At 73.3% G+C, this 19,650-nt stretch carries 18 protein-coding genes and 2 pseudogenes; 13 read left to right on the top strand and 7 right to left on the bottom strand.

Features of this window, described 5'->3' with window-relative positions:
* Positions 1-160: 160 nt before the first annotated feature.
* Positions 161-994 (top strand): annotated as a pseudogene (locus ACZ6H8_RS06955) (Nramp family divalent metal transporter); the annotation flags it as partial.
* Here the strand turns inward: ACZ6H8_RS06955 and ACZ6H8_RS06950 are convergent.
* A pseudogene (locus tag ACZ6H8_RS06950) lies at positions 983-1,495 on the bottom strand (TrmH family RNA methyltransferase); the annotation flags it as partial. The pseudogenes ACZ6H8_RS06955 and ACZ6H8_RS06950 sit on opposite strands and share 12 nt — an antisense overlap.
* 157 nt (positions 1,496-1,652) lie before the next feature.
* Between ACZ6H8_RS06950 and ACZ6H8_RS06945 the strand changes: the two are divergent.
* Positions 1,653-2,477, top strand: a complete 825-nt coding sequence (locus ACZ6H8_RS06945; RefSeq protein WP_464145807.1) for an HAD-IIA family hydrolase — start codon at positions 1,653-1,655, stop codon at positions 2,475-2,477.
* Positions 2,478-2,661: 184 nt separating this feature from the next.
* Here ACZ6H8_RS06945 and ACZ6H8_RS06940 read toward each other — a convergent pair whose 3' ends face one another.
* The gene (locus ACZ6H8_RS06940) at positions 2,662-3,258 is read right to left on the bottom strand and encodes a hypothetical protein (RefSeq protein WP_464145805.1); all 597 of its coding nucleotides are present in this window, start codon (positions 3,256-3,258) and stop codon (positions 2,662-2,664) included.
* Between the two features lie 268 nt (positions 3,259-3,526).
* On the bottom strand, positions 3,527-4,960 hold the full coding sequence (locus ACZ6H8_RS06935) for a sugar porter family MFS transporter (RefSeq protein ID WP_464145803.1): 1,434 nt from the start codon (positions 4,958-4,960) through the stop codon (positions 3,527-3,529).
* A 99-nt stretch (positions 4,961-5,059) separates the two neighbouring features.
* Between ACZ6H8_RS06935 and ACZ6H8_RS06930 the strand changes: the two genes are divergently transcribed.
* The 7 genes from ACZ6H8_RS06930 (at position 5,060) to ACZ6H8_RS06900 (ending at position 11,982) form a co-directional block, all read left to right on the top strand.
* The gene (locus ACZ6H8_RS06930; RefSeq protein WP_464145801.1) at positions 5,060-5,449 is read left to right on the top strand and encodes a hypothetical protein; all 390 of its coding nucleotides are present in this window, start codon (positions 5,060-5,062) and stop codon (positions 5,447-5,449) included.
* 11 nt (positions 5,450-5,460) lie between these two features.
* Positions 5,461-7,266: a GAF domain-containing protein gene (locus ACZ6H8_RS06925; protein ID WP_464145799.1), complete on the top strand. Its 1,806-nt coding sequence runs from the start codon at positions 5,461-5,463 to the stop codon at positions 7,264-7,266.
* A gap of 95 nt (positions 7,267-7,361) precedes the next feature.
* Positions 7,362-7,826, top strand: a complete 465-nt coding sequence (locus ACZ6H8_RS06920; protein ID WP_464145797.1) for a hypothetical protein — start codon at positions 7,362-7,364, stop codon at positions 7,824-7,826.
* A 118-nt stretch (positions 7,827-7,944) separates the two neighbouring features.
* Positions 7,945-9,213 carry a hydroxymethylglutaryl-CoA reductase, degradative gene (locus ACZ6H8_RS06915; RefSeq protein WP_464145796.1) on the top strand — a complete coding sequence of 423 codons (1,269 nt, stop codon included), beginning with the start codon at positions 7,945-7,947 and terminating at the stop codon, positions 9,211-9,213.
* On the top strand, positions 9,210-10,160 hold the full coding sequence (locus ACZ6H8_RS06910) for a hydroxymethylglutaryl-CoA lyase (protein ID WP_464145795.1): 951 nt from the start codon (positions 9,210-9,212) through the stop codon (positions 10,158-10,160). Before ACZ6H8_RS06915 ends, ACZ6H8_RS06910 begins: the two co-directional genes overlap by 4 nt.
* The gene (locus tag ACZ6H8_RS06905) at positions 10,157-10,600 is read left to right on the top strand and encodes a hypothetical protein (protein WP_464145793.1); all 444 of its coding nucleotides are present in this window, start codon (positions 10,157-10,159) and stop codon (positions 10,598-10,600) included. The genes ACZ6H8_RS06910 and ACZ6H8_RS06905 overlap by 4 nt, the downstream gene beginning before the upstream one ends.
* Positions 10,600-11,982 carry a tripartite tricarboxylate transporter permease gene (locus ACZ6H8_RS06900; protein WP_464145791.1) on the top strand — a complete coding sequence of 461 codons (1,383 nt, stop codon included), beginning with the start codon at positions 10,600-10,602 and terminating at the stop codon, positions 11,980-11,982. Before ACZ6H8_RS06905 ends, ACZ6H8_RS06900 begins: the two co-directional genes overlap by 1 nt.
* A gap of 89 nt (positions 11,983-12,071) precedes the next feature.
* Here ACZ6H8_RS06900 and ACZ6H8_RS06895 read toward each other — a convergent pair whose 3' ends face one another.
* The 4 genes from ACZ6H8_RS06895 to ACZ6H8_RS06880 form a co-directional block, all read right to left on the bottom strand.
* Positions 12,072-12,995 (bottom strand): AEC family transporter, encoded by a 924-nt coding sequence (locus ACZ6H8_RS06895; RefSeq protein WP_464145790.1) that lies wholly within the window; start codon positions 12,993-12,995, stop codon positions 12,072-12,074.
* 49 nt (positions 12,996-13,044) lie between these two features.
* Positions 13,045-13,596, bottom strand: coding sequence for an orotate phosphoribosyltransferase (pyrE, locus tag ACZ6H8_RS06890; protein ID WP_464145789.1), 552 nt, complete (start codon positions 13,594-13,596; stop codon positions 13,045-13,047).
* A 76-nt stretch (positions 13,597-13,672) separates the two neighbouring features.
* A complete protein-coding gene (locus ACZ6H8_RS06885; protein ID WP_464145787.1) occupies positions 13,673-14,224 on the bottom strand; it encodes a maleylpyruvate isomerase N-terminal domain-containing protein in 552 nt (183 codons plus the stop codon).
* A gap of 176 nt (positions 14,225-14,400) precedes the next feature.
* Entirely contained in the window at positions 14,401-15,090 is a 690-nt protein-coding gene (locus ACZ6H8_RS06880) for a metal ABC transporter ATP-binding protein (RefSeq protein ID WP_464145785.1), read from the bottom strand.
* Positions 15,091-15,134: 44 nt separating this feature from the next.
* On the opposite strand from ACZ6H8_RS06880, the gene aztB reads away from it, so the two are divergent.
* From aztB to ACZ6H8_RS06860, 4 genes are all read left to right on the top strand, one after another.
* Positions 15,135-16,097, top strand: a complete 963-nt coding sequence (gene aztB, locus ACZ6H8_RS06875) for a zinc ABC transporter permease AztB (protein WP_464145784.1) — start codon at positions 15,135-15,137, stop codon at positions 16,095-16,097.
* Complete coding sequence (locus ACZ6H8_RS06870; protein ID WP_464145782.1) at positions 16,094-17,278, top strand: ABC transporter; 1,185 nt, start codon at positions 16,094-16,096, stop codon at positions 17,276-17,278. Before aztB ends, ACZ6H8_RS06870 begins: the two co-directional genes overlap by 4 nt.
* On the top strand, positions 17,275-18,249 hold the full coding sequence (aztC, locus tag ACZ6H8_RS06865; RefSeq protein WP_464145780.1) for a zinc ABC transporter substrate-binding protein AztC: 975 nt from the start codon (positions 17,275-17,277) through the stop codon (positions 18,247-18,249). The genes ACZ6H8_RS06870 and aztC overlap by 4 nt, the downstream gene beginning before the upstream one ends.
* 78 nt (positions 18,250-18,327) lie before the next feature.
* Positions 18,328-19,551: a hypothetical protein gene (locus ACZ6H8_RS06860; protein WP_464145779.1), complete on the top strand. Its 1,224-nt coding sequence runs from the start codon at positions 18,328-18,330 to the stop codon at positions 19,549-19,551.
* Positions 19,552-19,650 lie beyond the last annotated feature (99 nt).

Raw genomic sequence — 19,650 nt, 5'->3', positions numbered from 1 at the left:
ACCGCCACGACCCGGCGTCGCGGTCGTGACGCACCCTTCGAGGCTCGCTCCGCTCGCACCTCAGGGAGCGGGCAGGGCTCGCCCCACCCACCTCGGGGAGCGGGAGGGCGTCCCGGGCGCCGTCTTGCGGTTTCGAGTGGCCTGGTCGTACTCTTTCGGCATGCCGAAAACTGGTGAGCGCGCCGCATCCCCCCTCCTGCGCCCGCGGCCGATCTGGCTGCTCGGGCCCGCGCTCGTCGCCGGCGTCGCCTACCTCGACCCCGGCAACGTCGCCGCGAACATGACTGCCGGCGCCCGCTACGGCTACCTGCTGCTGTGGGTCGTCGTGGCAGGCAACCTCATGGCGTGGCTCATCCAGTACCTGTCGGCGAAGCTCGGCATCGTCACCGGCCGGTCGCTGCCCGAGCTGCTCGGCGAGCGCTTCGGCTCACGCGCGGGCCGCATCGCCTACTGGCTGCAGGCCGAGGCGGTCGCGATGGCGACCGACGTCGCCGAGGTCATCGGTGGCGCCGTCGCCCTCTGGCTGCTGTTCGACATCCCGCTCGTCGCAGGCGGTGCCATCACGGGCGCGATCTCGATGGCGCTGCTGTGGATGCAGACGCGTCGCGGCCCCAAGGTGTTCGAGGTCGCCATCACCGCGCTGCTCGTCGTCATCGCGGTCGGCTTCACCGCAGGCGTCGTCGTCGCGCCTCCCGGCGCGGAGGCGCTCGGCGGCCTCGTGCCCCGCTTCGAGGGGCCGGACACGGTGCTGCTCGCCGCATCCATCCTCGGCGCCACCGTCATGCCGCACGCGATCTACGCGCACTCGAGCCTCGCCCGCGACCGGTTCCGCGATCGCGAGCGCGACGGCCTCGCCATCCCCCGCCTGCTGCGAGCGACTCGGTGGGATGTGACGATCGCGCTCGCGATCGCGGGCACCGTCAACGTCGCCATCCTCGTGCTCGCCGCCGCCAACCTCGCGGGCGTCGAGGGCACCGACTCGCTCGAGGGCGCCCAGCGCCGCCCCGATCGCCGCATCGGTGAGACCGGGGCCCTCCTGGCCGAAGAGCAGCACGCACGCCGCCGGCAGCGGCGCCGCATCCACCGCCCTCGACGCCGGATGCGTGTCGACCGCCACGATCGGCAGCCCGGCCTCCGCCGCCCACGCCGCGAGCGCCTCCACCGACTCGTGGTGCCGTACGTGCTGGTACCGGTCGGTCACCATCGCGCCGCGCCGATTCCACCGGCGCCTGCCGACGATGTGCACCTCCGCGGCGAGGAACGCGTTCGCCGTGCGCACGATCGACCCGATGTTCAGGTCGTGCTGCCAGTTCTCGATCGCCACGTGGAACGGATGCCGCCGCCGATCGAGGTCGGCGACGATCGCCTCCACGCTCCAGTACCGGTACGCATCGACGACGTTGCGGCGGTCGCCGTGCTCCAGCAGCTCCGCGTCGTAGCGGGCATCGGTGGGCAGCGCGCCCGTCCACGGGCCCACGCCGTGCGCTGGCTCCACGTCGGACTCGTGCCCGTGCGCCGCCCCAGGTCCACCGTCCGCATCCACGCTCCGACGCTACCGGCGGCCACCGCCCGAGCCTTGCGCGACCGGAGGTCATCGCGCGGATACCGACGAAACCCAACCACCCGAGGGGTGCGCGCGCTAGCGTCGAGGCATGCGCGATCGCACCGACATCGAGTGCTGGCTGACCGACATGGACGGCGTGCTCGTCCACGAGAACCACGCGTTGCCAGGCGCGCAGGCGCTCATCCAGCAGTGGACCGACGCGGGCACCGAGTTCCTCGTGCTCACCAACAACTCCATGTTCACGCCCCGCGACCTCGCAGCACGGCTGCGCGCGTCGGGCCTCGACGTGCCGGAGGACCGCATCTGGACCTCGGCGCTCGCGACGGCGGACTTCGTGAAGCAGCAGATGCCGGGAGGCTCGGCGTACGTGCTCGGGCAGGCGGGCATCATCACGGCGCTGCACGACGCGGGCTTCACGATGACGGAGACCGACCCGGACTTCGTCGTCGTCGGCGAGGTGCGCGACTACTCGTTCGAGGCGATCACCAAGGCCATCCGCCTCATCGACGCCGGCGCTCGCTTCATCACGACGAACCCGGATGCGACGGGCCCGAGCCCGGAGGGGCCGCTGCCGGCGACGGGCTCGGTCGCGGCGCTCATCACGGCCGCGACGGGCAAGATGCCGTACGTCGTCGGCAAGCCGAACCCGATGATGTTCCGATCGGCGCTCAACAAGATCGGCGCGCACTCCGAGAACACGGGCATGATCGGCGACCGCATGGACACCGACATCATCGCCGGCATGGAGGCGGGCCTGCACACGGTGCTCGTGCTCACGGGCATCACGACGACGACCTCGATCGACCAGTACCCGTTCCGGCCCGACGAGATCGTCTCCGGGGTGCACGAGCTCGTGCAGGCAGAGCCGCACGAGACCGACGTCGACGCCGAGCCGCCACACGCCGACGTCTGAGTCCTCCTCCCGGCGTGGGACTGGTCACGGTTGCACCTGATCGGGGCCGAATCCGGTGCAATGGCGACCACCGTCGATCTCCGGCCGCGTGGGACTGGTCACGGTTGCACCTGATCGGGGCCGAATCCGGTGCAAGGGCGACCACCGTCGGTCGAACCGTGACCAGCGTCGCGGCTGAAGGCGATCAGCCCGAGGCGAGCAGGCGCGCGGTGTGCACCGCGAACGTCGCCGCTGCGGCGAAGGATGCGACCGCAGCGACGGGCAGCAGCCCCTCGATGCCGCGCATGGGCACCTCGCGGCCCGAGAGCCCGTCGAGCCGCACCCATCCGTAGACCGCCGCCTTGCCCTGCCCGAGCGCGAGGATGCCGAGGCCGACGGCGACCGCGAGCACGGCGATGCCTGCGACGAGCATCCCGAGCGGCACCTCCCCCTCGCCCAGCAACGCGCCGAGCGCGAGGCCGGCGCCGATCGTGCCCGCCGTGGCGGGCAGGATCCACCAGCGCACGGGTGGTCCGAACCCGCGGGCGATGACGATCGAGAAGAGCACCGCGACGGCCATCGACGTCACCCCCGCGATGACGCCGCCCCACGCCGCGGCGCCGCACACGCGCTCGGATGCCTCGCACGCGAGCGACAGATCCGCGAGCCCCGAGCCGGAGAGCGCAGCGAGCACCGACCCGAACCCGAGCAGCACCCACGACGAGACGAGCCCGAGCCATCCCGTGCCGGCCTGCCCGAGGACGACGGCGCGCGGCGTCGGGTAGAGGCGGTCGCGCAGCATCCCTTCACGCTAGCCCTGCGGTGCGGCGGCGTCCGACGGGTCGACGGCGACGGGCGTGCGTGCGTCTGCTTGCTTGCATGCACGCATGCAGGCAGCGATCGCGCGCCGCGCTTCCGTGCGCAGCCACGCCGGCCGACGATCCCTTCGTCGGACTGGTCGCTCGTGGTCGCGTCGATCCCCGCCGCGGGCCTTGCCTGGTCACGAATGGTGGTGATCGGTCGAATGCAACGAGCGACCAGTCACCACCACGAGCGACCACCGTGCGCGGCTACGACGACGACGCGCGCTTGCGCACGTCCATCTCCTCCTGCATGTCCTCCAGCTCGATGCCCTTCGTCTCAGGCACGCGCAGCAGCACGAACACGAACGACAGCGCCGCGAAGAACGCGTAGAACCCGTACGCGAACGTGAGCCCGATCTCGGCGAACACCGGGAAGGTCGTCGAGATCGCGAAGTTCGCCAGCCACTGCGCCGCAGCGGCCACGGCGAGCGCACCCGCGCGGATGCGATTGGGGAACATCTCACCCAGCAGCACCCACACGACCGGGCCCCACGTGGCACCGAAGCCGACGACGAACAGGTTCGCCGCGACGAGCGCGATCGTCGACCACGGCGCCTCGAGCGTCGCCGCCCCGTCGGCATCGAGCGTCGCGAACGAGAACGCGAGCGCCATGGTGCCCAGCGACACCGCCATGAGCGCCGAGCCCGCCAGCAGCATGATGCGACGCCCCACCTTGTCGATGATGAGGATCGCGACGATCGTGACGACGATGTTCGTCACCGACGTGATGACGCTCGTGAGCAGCGCATCCGACTCGTCGAACCCCACCGACCGCCACAGCGTCGTGGAGTAGTAGAAGATCACGTTGATGCCCACGAACTGCTGGAACACCGACAGCAGGATGCCGACCCACACGATGGGCTTCAGCCCCAGGCGCGAGCCCAGCAGGTCGCGCAGCGACTCCCGGTCCTCGCGCTGCAGCGACGTGCGGATCTGCTCGATGCGCAGGTTCACGTCGGGCTCGCCCGTGAAGTCGAGCAGCACCTGGGATGCCTTGTCGACGTCGCCCTTCGCCACGAGGAACCGTGGCGACTCGGGCAGCCGGATCGCCATCACCCCGTAGATCACCGCGGGGATCGCCTCGGCGATGAACATCCACCGCCACGCCTGCAGCCCGGCCCACAGCTCGCCGGCCGCGCCGCCCGCGAACGACGCGAGCGCCGCGTTCGACAGCAGCGCGACGAAGATGCCGAGCACGATCGCGAGCTGCTGCAGGGAGCCGAGGCGTCCGCGCACGTGCGCAGGCGACACCTCGGCGATGTAGGCGGGTGCGATGACGGAGGCGGCGCCCACGCCGAGGCCGCCGATGACACGCCATGCGATGAGGTCGACGACGCCGAACGCGAGGCCCGATCCGATCGACGACGCGAGGAACAGCGCAGCGGCGACGAGCATGACGGGGATGCGGCCGAAGCGGTTCGCGATCTGCCCGGCGAACCAGGCTCCGGCGACGCAGCCGAGCAGCGCCGACGAGACGGCGAAGCCCTTGACCGCTGCGGAGAGGGCGAACTCCCCTGCGAGAGCGTCGACGGCGCCGTTGATGACGGCCGTGTCGAATCCGAAGAGGAAGCCACCGAGCGCGGCGGCGATCGCGATGCCCACGACCCTCGCGTTGATCCGCTTGTGTCCGTCGCCCGCCATGGCCGCCTCCTCGTGTGCGCGTGCCTCGGCACGCTACGCCTGTCGCGCGCATCGCGTCTGCGGGCTGCGACGCACGGGCGCGAGCGGTAGGGTCTCGCCGTGATCCCCGACGAATGGATGCCGCATCGGCGCGCCGACGGCGAGACCGTCGGCTACGTGCATCTGGCGGAGGGCGGCCTGTTCCAGGCGATGGATCTGCTGGGCCGTCCGATGGGCGCGCCCGTGGAGTGGCTGGAGGTCGAGGAGGCGCTCGACGCGCATTCGATCGCGTGGCTCGACGGTGCGTGGTCGCTCGTGCTGCCGGACGGGCGCACGGTGCGTGCGCGCATCGCCGAGCTGTCGAGCGCGCGAGTCGTGCTCGTCGAGGATCGTCTGGGTTCGATCGACGGCACCGCGCCGACGCGGTACGAGGTGCCGGTGCCGGTCGCGGAGGGCGTGCTGACGCCTGCTGCACCGCTCACCGAGTGGCCGCCGTCCGACGCGGCGTAGGCGAGCGCTCCGTGGATGCGTCGTCGCTGTCGGGGATCTTCGACGACGCCGTCGCGGGCGCGCACGTCGACGACGCCCGCATCCGGGCGGCGCTGCCGGACGCGGCGGATGCGGCGGCGATGCGCAGGCTGCTCGACGAGCGGGAGCGGCTCGTGCGCCGCGACGTGCAGCTGGGCGCCGTGATGGCGTCGACGCGCGACCTGCTCGACGTGCACGAGGTCGATGCGATGCTGCAGCGCATCGTCGATCGCGCGTTCGACCTGATGGGCGTCGACGTCGCCTATCTGTCGACGTACGTGGAGCGCGAGGATCGCCTGTACGTGCGGGCGACGCGCGGCATCGCATCCCCGCGCTTCCTGGGCATGGTGGTGCCTGCCGGCGTGGGTGTGGCGAGCCTCGCGGTGCGCACGCGCACGCCGCAGTGGGTGGAGGAGTACGCGCAGGCGACGCTGCCGCACGACGCGATCATCGACGACGTGCTCGCCGAGGAGGGGCTGCGGTCGCTGCTGGGCGTGCCGCTCGTCGCCCACGATCGGGTGCTGGGGGTGCTGTTCGCGGCGACGAGGTCTGCGCATCGGTTCGCCGCCGACGAGATCGCGCTGCTGTCGACGTTCGGCGGGCATGCGGCGATCGTGCTGCAGGTCGCGAGCCTGTTCGAGGACGTCGCGACGGCGTCGCAGCTCGCGGAGGATCGGCGCCGGCACACCGAGTGGGCGGCCGACCTGCACGCCGAGCTCGCCCGCGCCGCCGTCGACGGGGCCGAGCCCGCGGCGCTCGTGGCGACGCTGTCGACGGCGCTCGCGCGGCCCGTGGCGCTGCTCGACGCCGAGCATCGGCTCGTCGCTGGCGACGCAGCGCTCGCGGATGCCGTGCCGTCGCTCGGCCGTGCGCTCGCCGCGGCGGCACGCGAGGGCGCCGCGGTCGTCGTCGACGGTGCCGTCGAGCTCGTCGCGCCCGTGCTCGCGTCACGCGAGCGCCCGGGTGCGCTGCTCGTCGGCCGCGGCGCGACGCCGCTCGATGGCGTGCGCCGCCGCACGGTCGAGCGCGCGGCGCTCGTGCTCGCGTTCCTCGCGGTGCAGCGCTCCGCCGTCGCCGACGCGGAGGATCGCGTGCGGGGCGAGCTCGCGCTCGACCTGCTCGACGGCGCCTCCCCTGCAGCGCTGCGACGAGCGGCGGCGCGGGGATTCGCGGTGGATGCGCCATGGGCGGCGGTCGCGGTCCCCGCGGTCGCGGAGGTGCGCGCACGCTGGGTCGCGATCGCCGGCCGCCGCGCGGCGTGGCTCACGGCGCACGCACCCGACGGGCTCGTCGTGCTCGTGCCCGACGCGTCGCCCCTCCAGGCGGCGACGGAGGTGCTCGGCACGCTCGGCGTCCACGACGCGCTCGCCGTCGGCGCCCGTGCCGCCGACCTCGGCGGCGCGGCCGACGCCGCCCGACGCGCGACCTCGAGCGCCCGCCTCGCCGCCGGGCTCGACGCGACCGGCGCGGTCGACGCCGCGACGCTCGCGCCCTACTCGGGGCTCTTCGCCGGCGACGGCGCCGCTGCGGCATCCGCGATCGAGGCGGTGCTGGCGCCCGTGCTCGCCTGGGACTCGGAGCGCGGCACGTCCCTCGTCGACACGATGCGGGCACTGCTCGACGCGCGCGGCTCCGTGCAGGCGGCGGCCGCGGCGCTGCGGGTGCATCCGAGCACCGTGAAGCAGCGCGCCGCCCGCATCGGCACCTTGCTCGGGTCGGCGTGGACCGATCCCGAGTCCCGCTTCCGCGTCGAGGTGGCAGTGCGACTCGAGCTCGCGCGGCGCATGCTGCGCGGGTGAGCGCGCGGCCGATGGGCTCGCCCGCGCGCCGAACGGCGACGCACGGCTCGTGGGCATGCAGGATCCTCCCGGCGCCGCGGCGATAGCGTCGCGGCGTGATGTCTCGACGTGTCGTCCCCGCCCTCCTCGCCTCCACCGCCGCGGTCCTGCTGCTCGCCGGCTGCAGCGGCGGGGGTCCGCTGCCGCTCGGCGAGGCCGACGACTACGGCGACGGCACGATGACCGTGACCGCGATCGACGAGATGACCGCCGCCGACGTCGCCTCGCTCACGGGCCTCGACGAGGTCGAGGGCCACACCCCCTACTTCGTGCACTACGAGGTCGACTTCGGCTCGGAGGGGGACGAGAGCGTGCCGGCCTCCGCGTGGCACGGCGACGCGTCGTCGGGCGAGGTGGCGCCCGTGAACCTCTTCGGCATCGGCGACTTCGCCTGCGACGGCCTCGGCGAGGTCGCCGACGGCAGCGCGACGGGGTGCCAGCTCGTCTTCGTCGAGCCCGACGCGACGCTCGAGTCGGTCGGGATCGGCGCGAGCGGCCCGTGGGCGGCGGCGGCGGACTGAGGCGGGCTGAGACACAGCAGGACGCCTGAGAGCGTCCACTCGAGACACATCGGGACGGTGGGCCGACTGCTTCCATGAGGGAGGCGACGCGACGACGCGCGCCAGGAAGGCCTGCACCGTGGCACGCACCTCCCGACTGAGCGGGCTCCGCACGCTCGCGCCGCACGAGCGCCGCGCCGCCGTCGCCGCCGAGCTCGGCATCGACCCGGGCGACCTCGCCGCGTTCCTGAACGGCGGCATCGACCTCGAGCAGGCCGACCGCATGATCGAGCACGCGATCGGCACGATCGGCATCCCCGTCGGCATCGCGACGAACTTCATCGTCGACGGCCGCGAGGTGCTGGTGCCCATGGCCACCGAGGAGCCGAGCGTCGTCGCCGCCGCCAGCAACGTCGCCCGCATGGCCCGCCCCACCGGCGGCTTCACCACCACGACCACCGGCCCCATCATGCAGGCGCAGGTGCAGCTGCTCGACGTCGCCGACGTGCACGCAGCCCGCGCCCGCATCCTCGAGCGCGAGGCGGAGGTGCTCGAGCTCGCGAACGCGCAGGACCCGCGACTGATCGAGCACGGCGGCGGCGCGCGCCGCCTCGACGTGCGCATCGTCGACGGCGCCACCCGCACCCACCTCGTCGTGCACCTCGTCGTCGACGTGCGCGATGCGATGGGCGCGAACGCCGTGAACACGATGGCCGAGGCGACCGCTCCCCTCCTGGCGAGCATCGCCCAGGGCAGGCATCTGCTGCGCATCCTCACGAACAAGGCCGACCTGCGCCTCGCGCGCGCACGCGTCGTGATCCGGCCCGACGACATCGGCGGCCCGCAGGTCGTCGCCGACATGCTCGAGGCCGGCGCGCTCGCGCACGACGACCCGTACCGGGCGGCGACGCACAACAAGGGCATCATGAACGGCATCACGGCCGTCGTGCTCGCCACGGGCAACGACACCCGCGCCGTCGAGGCCGGCGCCCACGCGCACGCCGCCCGCGACGGCCGCTACCGCTCGCTGTCGACGTGGGAGCGCGATGCCGACGGCAACCTCGCGGCGACGCTCGAGCTGCCCATGCCGGTCGGCCTCGTCGGCGGCGCCACCCGCAGCCACCCGGCTGCGCAGGCCGCGGTGCGCCTCACCGAGGTCTCGACGGCCGACGAGCTCGCGCGCATCGTCGTCGCCGTCGGCCTCGCGCAGAACGTCGGCGCCGTGCGCGCCCTGTCGGCAGAGGGCATCCAGCGCGGCCACATGGGTCTCCACGCCCGCAACGTCGCCGTGTCGGCAGGCGCGACGGCCGACGAGGTCGACGCGCTCGCCGCCCGCCTCGTCGCCGCCGGCGCCGTGCGCGCCGACGTCGCCGAGCGCGAGCTCGCCCAGCTGCGAGCCGGCCGATGAGCGTGCGCGACCCGCGCCTACCCGAGCCCTCGCCGCTGCCTGGCGTGCCCGACGCCGTGACGATCTGGGAGGTCGCGCCGCGCGACGGCCTGCAGGCCGAGGCGGTGACGCTCGGCGTCGACGACCGCATCCGCGCCATCCGCATGCTCGCCGCCGCCGGGCTCCCCGTCATCGAGGTCGGCTCGTTCGTGCGCGCCGACCGCGTGCCGCAGATGGCGCACTCGGATGCCGTGCTCTCGGCCGTCGCAGACCTCGGCATCCGCACGCCCGTGCTCACCCCGAACCTGCACGGCTACCACGCGGCCGTCGCCGCCGGAGCGCGCGACGTCGCCGTGTTCCTGAGCGTGACCGAGACGTTCGCGCGCGAGAACCTCGGCGCCTCGCGCGCCGCGACCGAGGCGGCGGCACGCGAGGTCGTCGCGCATGCCCGCGCAGACGGCGTGCGCGTGCGAGGGTATCTGTCGATGGTCTTCGGCGACCCCTGGGAGGGACACGTGCCCCTCTCGGACGTCGTCCGCGTCGCAGCGCTGCTGCACGAGTGGGGCGTCGACGAGCTCTCGCTCGGCGACACGATCGGCGTCGCCACCCCCGGCCAGGTGCGCGGCGTCGTCGACGCGCTCACCGGCGACGGCATCCCCATCGACCACCTCGCCCTCCACATGCACGACACGTACGGCACGGCCCTCGCGAACGTGCTGGCCGGCCTCGAGGCCGGCGTGCGCACGTTCGACGCGTCCGCAGGCGGCATCGGCGGCTGTCCCTTCGCGCGCAGCGCGACCGGCAACCTCGCAACCGACGACCTCGTGTGGATGCTCGACGGCATGGGGGTCCACACGGGCGTGGACCTCGCAGCCCTCACCGATGCGAGCGCGTGGCTGTCCACGACGCTCGCCCGACCCACGTCGTCGCGCGTCGCCCGCGCGCTGTCGACGAAGGAGCACGCATGACCCAGCAGCCACCCGCCTCGCAGACGAGGCTCATGGAGGTGTGGGGCGACACCGTCGACTCCCGGCACCTCGTGCTGTCGATCGTGCTGGGCGTCGGCCTCGGCGCGCCCGCCTACCTCGGCACCACATGGCTCCTCGCCATGACGGACGTCACGGAGGGGCTGCAGCGCTCGTACGCGCTGCTGGCCGGCATCGGCGCGTGCCTCGTCGCCGCCGTCATCGCCGCGCGCCTGTTCGGCCCGAAGCGCAGGGTCGAGATCGGTGCGGAGACCGCGGGCTCGCGCCGGGAGGCGATGGATGCGATCGAGGCCGAGATCGGCCCGCTCGGCGACCCCGACGAGCTGCCGGCGCGCCTGATCGCCGAGGTGCGCGCGCTCGGGCTCTACGACGACCTCGCCGCGCAGCACCGCCGCCGCACCGAGGCGGGGGAGGTCGCCTGATGGACATCCTCGAGCTCTTCGCATGGGCCGCGGGCATGGCGGTCGTCGGCGCCGTCGTGTTCGGCCTCCTGGGCCTCGTCTCCGGCACCGACGAGACGGCGACGATCGCGCCCATCACCCTGCTCGTCATCCTGCTGGGCGTGCCGCCCGTGGGCGTCTTCGCCTTCTTCATGGCGGCGATCTCGGCGAAGCACATCACGCACGCGATCCCCACGACGCTGCTCGGCATCCCCGGCGACACCCTCGCAGCACCCTTGCTGCGCGATGCGCAGCTGCTGCGCGAGCTGGGCGTGCCGCACATCGCGCTGCGCAAGGCGATCTCGGGCGGCGTGATCGCCGCGATCATCGCCGTGCCGGTCGCCGTGCTGTTCGCGTGGATCCTCACGCCGTTCTCGGAGGCGATCGGTGCGGTGGCGCCGTGGCTGTTCCTCGCCGCGGCCGCGCTCATCGCGCTCGTGTCGAAGGGTCGCTGGCGGGCGCTCGTGGCGCTCGTGCCGTTCGTGGTGCTCATCGTGCTGCTGCGCGACGGCTCGACGGCGATCCTCGGCACGCCGCTGTCGATCTCGTTCTTCCTCGGCATCGCCACGGGGCCGCTCATCCTCGACCTCTTCCTCGCGTCGACGCCCGGCGGTCGAGCTCGGATGCGCCGGGATGCGCCGCGCGTGTTCGAGCTCGCCGCCGACTCGCGCACGTGGTCGGGACGCATGCCGAACCCGCTGCAGGTGCTCGACGCGCGGCAGGCGGCATCGACCGCCGGCGCGGCGGTGGTGTCGAGCGCGACCTTCGTGTTCTCGCCCGTCGCGATGACGGTGCTCATGGGCGAGACGTTCGCGGGCCGCATCAAGAACGGCTACCGCCGGCTCACGTCGATGATGGCGATCAAGAACGGCACGACCGAGTCGACCTACATCGCCGAGACGCTCATCCCGCTCATCGCGATCGGCCTGCCGCTGTCGCCCATGGCTGCGGGTCCTGCGAACCCGCTGTTCAACGCGCCGCCGGTGTACACGATCGACGCGGAGGCGGGCACGACGAACAACCTGCACGACCTGCTCGAGCCGTGGCAGTTCCTCGTGTTCGGGCTCCTCGCGGTGCTCGTCGCCGTGCTGCTGACCTATCCGTTCGCGATGACGCAGGCGCACCGCGCAGCGTCGTGGATCATGCGGAAGGTCAGCCACGAGGCCGTCATCGGGGCGTTCGCGGGCCTCATCGCCGTGATCTGCCTCTACGAGGGTGGTCTCGTCGCGCTGGGCGTGGCGATCGTCGTCGGCCTCGCGGGCGGCACGCTCAACCGCCTCGTGCAGATGCACACGGGCGTGCAGTTCATGGGCTTCTACGTGGCGGTGCTGACGTGGCCCGCCGTCCTGGCGCTCCTGGGCTGACGCACGCGCGATCGGTCGCTCGATGTCGTGATCGAGCCCGAACCACGACATCGAGCGACCGCTCGGCGGCAGGGAGGGTGCCTCGCGCGCTACGCGCGCAGCAGCCACGCGATGAGCAGCATCACCGGCAGCGACGAGATGGTCGTCAGCAGGATGACGTCGCGCGCGACGACCGTGCCCGTCTGGTAGCGCAGCGCGTACTGGTACATGTTCTGCGCCGTCGGCAGCGCACCCATGATCGTGCACGCGTAGACGAGCTCGTCCGACAGGCCGAAGACGAAGCGGGCGAGCACGAACGCGATCGCCGGCGCAGCGAACGCCTTCAGCATCGTCGCCAGCAGCACCTCCTTGCGACCCGATCCGCGTGCCAGCGGCTTGTCGCCGCCGAGCGAGATGCCGAACGCGACGAGCATGAGCGGCACCGCGGCACCGCCGAGGATCTCGAGCGGCGCGAGCACGGGATCCGGGATCTGCAACCCCGTCGCCGACACGATCGCCCCCAGCACGGATGCGATGAGGATCGGGTTGCGCAGCGGCTGCGTCACGATGCCCCGGAACGACGCCTTGCCGGCGCTCGTGACGTCGAGGACCCCGAGCAGCAGCGGCGCGAGCACGAGCAGCTGCAGCATGATCATGGGCCCCACGAACTGGGCGTCGCCGATGACGTACACGGCGACGGGCAGGCCGATGTTGTTGACGTTCGAGTAGCCCGACGTCGACGCGCCGATCGCGATGCGGCCGACGTCCTTCGTGAACCAGATGCGCGTGACGACCGTGTAGACGAGCGCGACGGCCACGAACGTCAGCAGCGCGACGAGCAGCACGCCCGAGAACAGCACGCGGATGTCGGATGCGGCGAGCACCGTGAACAGCAGCGCGGGGCTCGCTGCGAAGAACGCGACCCTGTTGAGCACGAGCCGGTCGTCCTGCGACACGATCTTCGTGCGGGCCAGCACCCAGCCGACGAGGATGACGAACGCGATGATCGCGAACCCGATGAGCACGCCGCCCATCCGTCTCCTCTCGTCCTGTCCTGCCCTGCTCTGCCCTCAGATGGTCGGGTCAGGAGGGCTCGAGGCCCAGGTCGCCGAGGTGGATGGCGGCCCGATACTCGACGCCCGTCGCCTCGATCGCCGCCTGCGCACCCGTGGCTCGGTCGACGATCACGGCGACCGCGACCACCTCCGCACCGACCTTCCTCAGCGCCTCGATCGCGGCGATGGGGCTGCCGCCGGTCGTGGAGGTGTCCTCGAGCACGACGACGCGCTTGCCGGCGAGATCCGGACCCTCGACCTGCCGGCCGCGGCCGTGGTCCTTCGGCTGCTTGCGCACGACGAACGCGTCGATCGCGAGCCCGCGTGCGAGGCCGCGGTGCAGCACGGCGTTCGCGAGCGGGTCGGCCCCCATCGTGAGGCCGCCGACGGCGACGACGTCCGGGATGTCGGCGATGAGGTCGAGCAGCACGTCACCGATGAGCGGTGCGCCGCGGTGGTCGAGCGACAGCTTGCGCATGTCGACGTAGTACGACGCCCGCTTGCCGGAGGTGAGCACGAAGTCGCCGTGGAACACGGCCTCGTCGCGGATGAGCTGGATGAGGTCGTCGCGCACGGTCACGGCACCAGGCTACCCAGGCCCGACGAGCCGGTCGCGCACGGCAGCACCTGCGCGACGCGCACCTCGGGACGCGCCGTCAGACCGCGCGGCCCGCCCACGCCATGATCGACTCCGTGCGCGAGGCGCCCTCCGGCGCGGGTCGCGCCGCGGCGAACACGACGGGGCCGCGCACATGCTCGTCGCGCACGCGCGACGGCAGGCCCTCTGCGAACGCCAGCAGCCGCTCCGGCAGCTCGAGCCGGTCGGCGAGGCCGACGCGGGCGATGCCCCAGCGGATGTCCCACGCATGCATCGTGAGATCCATCGTCGGGAGGGAGAGCAGCGGCAGCCGGTCGTCGGAGCACGCGTCGACGGCGGCCATCGCCTCGCGGGCCGTGCGCTCCCAGACGCCGATCGCGCGCACGTACGGCAGCTCGACGCGCTGCGACGACGGACCGATCGGCTCGCCCTCGCCTGCGAGCGGGGCGATGACGTTGCTGCGCTGCGTCGCCACGAGGTGCAGCACGACGTCGGCGATCGTCCAGCCCTCGCACGCCGACGGCAGGCCGAGCGAGTCCGAGGCCGCGAGCGCCTCGGCGGTGAACAGCTCGAGCGCGTCGAGGTAGAGCTCGCGGAGCGGCAGCGCCATGCGCTCATCCTGCCGGATGCGCCATGCCCTCGCCCCACGCCGTGTGCCCCTGCCGCGCGGCGGCACGCGTCGGGTGACGGCCACGAGCGCACGAGGTGACGCTGAGCGGGACGCCGGATGCAGCGTGCACATGCTCGAGCGCTCAGCGTCACCTCGTGCGCGCCGAGGCCGCGCGATCAGGGCAGCGCGAGCGCCGCCGCCGCGCGTCGCGCCTGCTCGGCGGCGACGTCGACGGGCGCGCCCGCCGCGACGACGCGGCCGCGCTCGAGCAGCAGCGCGTGGTCGGCGCGCGCGAGCGACGCGCGGTCGTGCGTGGCGACGACGACCGTCGAGCCACCGTCTGCGAGGGCGCGCATCGCGGCGTCGATGCGGTCGCGGGATGCGGCGTCCGCCGATGCGGTCGGCTCGTCGAGCAGCGTGAGCGGCGCATCCTGCACGAGCCCCTGCGCGACGAGCACCCGCTGGCGTTGCCCGCCGGAGAGCGCGGAGAGCTGCCGGCCGGCATGGGTGCGCATGCCGACGACGTCGAGCGCTGCGTCGACGCGCGCCCGATCGGCGGCACGCATGCGACGCAGCAGCCCACGCTCGCGCCAGAGCCCCATGCCGACGACGGCGCGCACCGACAGCGGCAGCCGGTCGCCGAGGTCGGTGCGCTGCACGACGAGGGCGACGCGGGTCGGTGGCGGATCGATCGTGCCGCCGTGGGGCAGCACGCCGGCGAGCACCTCGAGCAGCGTGGACTTGCCGGAGCCGTTGTCGCCGACGAGCGCGGTGACGGCGCCGGCCGGCAACGAGGCGCTGACGTCGTCGAGGGCGCGGTGGCCGTCGCGGTCGGCGTGGATGCGGTGCAGGAGGAGGTGCGACACGCTCCGATTGTACTTCGATAACCGTTATCATTTACGGTGGAGGCGTGCCCTGGATCCTGGAGCCGTTCGAGACGGCCTTCTTCGCTCGTGCGCTGCTCGGCGGCGTGCTCGCCGCGACGATCTGCGCCATCGCGGGCGCTTGGGTCGTGGCGCGCGGCATGGCCTTCCTCGGCGAGGCGCTCGGCCACGGCATGCTGCCCGGCGTCGCGATCGCGACCCTCGTGGGCGCCTCCCCCATCGCGGGCGCCGCCGTGAGCGCCGCCGCCATGGGCGTCGCGATCGGGTGGCTCACGCGTCGCTCGCGCCTGCAGCACGACACCGCGATCGGCATCGCCTTCGTCGGCATGCTCGCAGCGGGGATCATCATCGTGTCGCACTCGGGCTCCTTCGCGACCGACGTCACCTCGATGCTCTTCGGCGACGTGCTCGCCATCCGCGGGGGCGAGCTCGCCGCCCTCGCCGTCGGACTCCTCGCCACGGCAGCGATCGCCTTCCTCCTCCACCGCCCCCTCACGGCGCTCGCGTTCGACGAGCGCGTCGCGGCGACCCTCGACATGCGGCCTCGTCTCGCTCGTGCGGGCCTCGCGGCACTCGTCATCGTCGCCGTCGTCGCGTCGTACCAGGCCGTCGGCACGCTGCTCGTCGTCGGCCTGCTCGTCGCGCCGCCAGCGGCAGCGGCGCTGTGGGCGCGCAGCATGCCGGGCGTCATGCTCGGCGGCGCGGCCGTCGGATCGGGTGCCGTCGTGGCAGGGCTGCTCGCGTCGTGGCATCTCGCGACGGCTGCGGGCGCCTCGATCGCCGTCGCCGCGGTCGCCGCCGTCGCCATCTCCGCCGTCGCGCGCAGCCTCGTCGCCACGCACACGCGCCCCACCGAGGCCGCCGCCGTGCGAGCCGGCACCGATCCCGCCGGCGCCTGCGACGCATCCGACGCATCCCGCGCCGACGTCGCGCCCGAGCCCGCACCGGTCGCCGCACGCATCCCCGACCCCTCCGAGAGGACCGCATGACCCGCCGCACCGCCGCGCTGCTCGCACTGCCCGCACTGCTGGTCGTCGCCGGCTGCACGAGCAGCCCCGCCACGAGCACCGAGCCAGACGCCGAGGCGACGCCGCACGGCTTCGTCGAGGGGGCGAGCGAGCACGAGGAGCCGCAGCTCGGCCTCGTCGGCATCGACGCGCAGGGCGCCGTGACGCTGCTCGACCTGCTCGCCGACGAGGCGCAGGCGACGAGCGAGATCGCCGAGCTCGGCCCCGTCTCCGACGCTGCGAGCGACGGCCGATTCGTCGCGGCGTCCACCGCCGACGGCATCGCGATCGTCGACTCGGGCGTGTGGACGGTCGAGCACGGCGACCACTCCCACTACTACCGCGCGCAGCCGCACGTCGCGGCGACGCTCGACGCGACCGGCCCGGCGCGCATCGCGTCGACCGAGACGACGACGGTCGTCGTCGCGGGCGGCTCAGGCGAGGTCGTCGTGCTCGACCGCGGCGACCTCGGCCAGGGCGAGACGACCGAGATCGGCCGCTTCGACGCGGATGCGGTCGCGGCGATCCCGCTCGGCGACGCGATCGTCGTCGCCGACGACGCGGGCGTGCACCTCGCCGACCACGACGGCGAGGCCATCGGCGACCCAGCCGCGTGCACGTCGCCGACCGATGCCGTGACGACACGCGTCGGCGTCGCCGTGGCGTGCGCAGAGGGCGCGGTGCTCGCGACCGCCGAGGACGAGCCGCTCGAGACCATCGCATACCCCGCAGGCACCGACGCGTCGACGATCGCGACGACCCTCGACGGCCGCCCTGGCCGCCCGTCGGTCGCGGGCGTCGCCGGCGACGTCGGCCTCTGGATGCTCGACACCCGCGAGCGCTCGTGGACGCTCGTGCCCACGGCCGCGCCGCTCGCGCACGTCGCCGCCGTCGACGACGCCGACGAGCACGTCGTCGCCGTCGCGACCGACGGCCGGGTGCTCGCGCTCGACGCGACCGGCGCCGAGCTCGGCGCGACGGAGCCGCTGCTCGCCGACGCGCTCGCGGCAGGTGCGACGCCGACGATCGAGGTCGACGCGTCGCGCGCCTACGTGCCGGTCGTCGCCGACGGCACCGTGCTCGAGATCGACTACGCCGACGGTGCGCGCATCGCCCGCACGCTGCCGCTCGAGGCCGCGTTCCTGGCGGAGGTCGGGCGATGAGGGCGGCGGGAGCCCTTCGAGGCTCGCCGCGCTCGCACCTCGGGCACCGCACGGGCAGGCGCGTCGCCACCACGGCGGTCGCCGCCATCGCGAGCGCCGCCCTCGCCGCCAGCACCCTCGCCGCGTGCGCGCCCGGATCCGAGGGGCCGCGCGTCGTCGTGACGACGAACATCCTCGGCGACGTCGTCGAGACGCTCGTCGGCGACCAGGTGGAGGTCGCGACGCTCATGCAGCCGAACGCCGACCCGCACTCGTTCGAGATCTCGGCGCAGCAGGCGGCGTCGATGGAGCGCGCCGACCTCGTCGTCGCCAACGGCCTCGGGCTCGAGGAGGGGCTGACGCAGCACGTGGAGGCGGCAGCGGATGCGGGCGTCGAGGTGCTCGAGGCGGGCGACGCGGTCGACGTGCTCGAGTACGCCACCGAGGACGCGACGGGCCCCGACCCGCACTGGTGGACCGACCCGACGCAGATGACGAACGTCGTCGACATGCTCGAGGATGCGCTCGCCGAGCACGTCGACGGCATCGACGCCGACGCGCTGGCCGCCTCCGCCGACGCGTACCGCGGCGAGCTCGACGCCCTCGACGCCGACCTCGCCGCTCGCTTCGACGCGCTCGGCTCCCAGCGGCGCGTGCTCGTGACGAACCATCACGTGTTCGGCTACCTCGCCGAGCGCTACGACTTCCGCATCGTCGGCGCCGTCATCCCGGGCGGGTCCACGCTCGCCGCACCCAGCGCCTCCGACCTCGACGACCTCGCCTCGGCGATCCACGAGGCCGGCGTGCCGGTGATCTTCGCCGAGTCGTCGCAGCCCGACCGCCTCATCCAGGTGCTCGCAGAGGAGGCGGGCGTCGACGTGCGCGTCGAGTCGCTGTTCACCGAGTCGCTCACCGAGCCCGGCGGCGGCGCCGCCACCTACCTCGAGCTCATGACCGCCAACGGCGACCGCATCGCCGCAGCCCTCGGCTGAGCCGGCGGCACCCACCAGCCACCCCGCACCACCCACACCACCGCGGCGACGCCGCATCCCACCCATGGAAGGAATCCCATGACCATCCCCCAGCACCGCCTGCGACGCCGCGCGACGAGCGCGTTCGCCGTCGCAGCCGCGGCGGGCCTCGCGCTCGCAGCCTGCTCGAGCTCCGACGCGGAGCCGAGCACCTCCCCCGCAGCCGAGGAGGACCACGGCCACGGCGGCGAGGGCCGCCTCGCCCTCACGGTCGACGGCGGCGTCGTCGTGCTCGACGCCGAGACGCTCGAGCCCGTCGGCGACGAGGTCGCGCTCGACGGCTTCCTGCGCATCAACCCGGCGGGCGACGGCGAGCACGTGTTCGTCACGTCGTCGAACGGCTTCGAGGTGCTCGCCACGGGCGCGTCGACTGACGAGGAGCCCGCGCTGACCGGCGCGGTCTTCGAGGGCGACGCCGCCGGCCACGTCGTGCTGCACGACGGCCGCACCGTGCTGTTCGACGATGCGACCGGCGACTTCTGGGCGTTCGACACCGACGCGCTCACCGACTCCGCCGACCTGCCCTCCGACGTCGTCGAGCACGAGTCGGAGGCCGCGCACCACGGCGTCGCCGTCGAGCTCGCCGATGGCACGATCGTGTCGACCCTCGGCGACGAGGAGTCGCGCACGGGCGTGCGCATCCTCGACGCCGACGGCACCGAGACCGAGCGCAACGAGGAGTGCCCCTCGGTGCACGGCGAGGGCGTCGCCGCCGACGAGCACGTGATCATCGGCTGCCAGGACGGCGTGCTGCTGTACGTCGACGGCGAGTTCACGAAGCTCGACAGCCCCGACGAGTTCGGCCGCGTCGGCAACCTCTACACGACGCACGACTCGTCGATCGCGTTCACCGACTACCGCGACGACCCCGACGCGGAGGGCTCGCTGCTGCACCGCATCGGCATGGTCGACACCGCGGCGGGCACGTGGGAGATCCTCGACCTGCCGGAGGGCGTCGAGTACACGTGGCAGGGCGTGGAGCGCGACCACGACGGCGGTCTGTGGATCATCGGCACCGACGGCCAGCTGCACGGCTTCGACGGCGAGACGGGCGAGCTCACCTCGTCGTTCCCCGTGATGGATGCGTGGGAGGGTCCTGCCGAGTGGCAGGAGGCGCACCCGTACCTCGTCGTCGAGGGGCACACGGCGTACGTGACCGACCCGGCGTCGCTCGAGATCCACGCGATCGACATCGACTCGGGCGACGTGCTCGCGACGGGCACGCTCGAGTCCGCCCCGAACGAGATGACGTTCGCGGGCTGAGGCTGCAGGGATCTCGGGGCCCGTCGGATGCGCAGCGCGCGTCCGGCGGGCCTCGTCGCGTCGCGGCACATCCAGCGCCCTTCGAGGCTCGCTGCGCTC

The organism is Agrococcus sp. AC640b (assembly GCF_979255995.1).
This window is presented reverse-complemented; position numbering and strand designations above follow the sequence as displayed.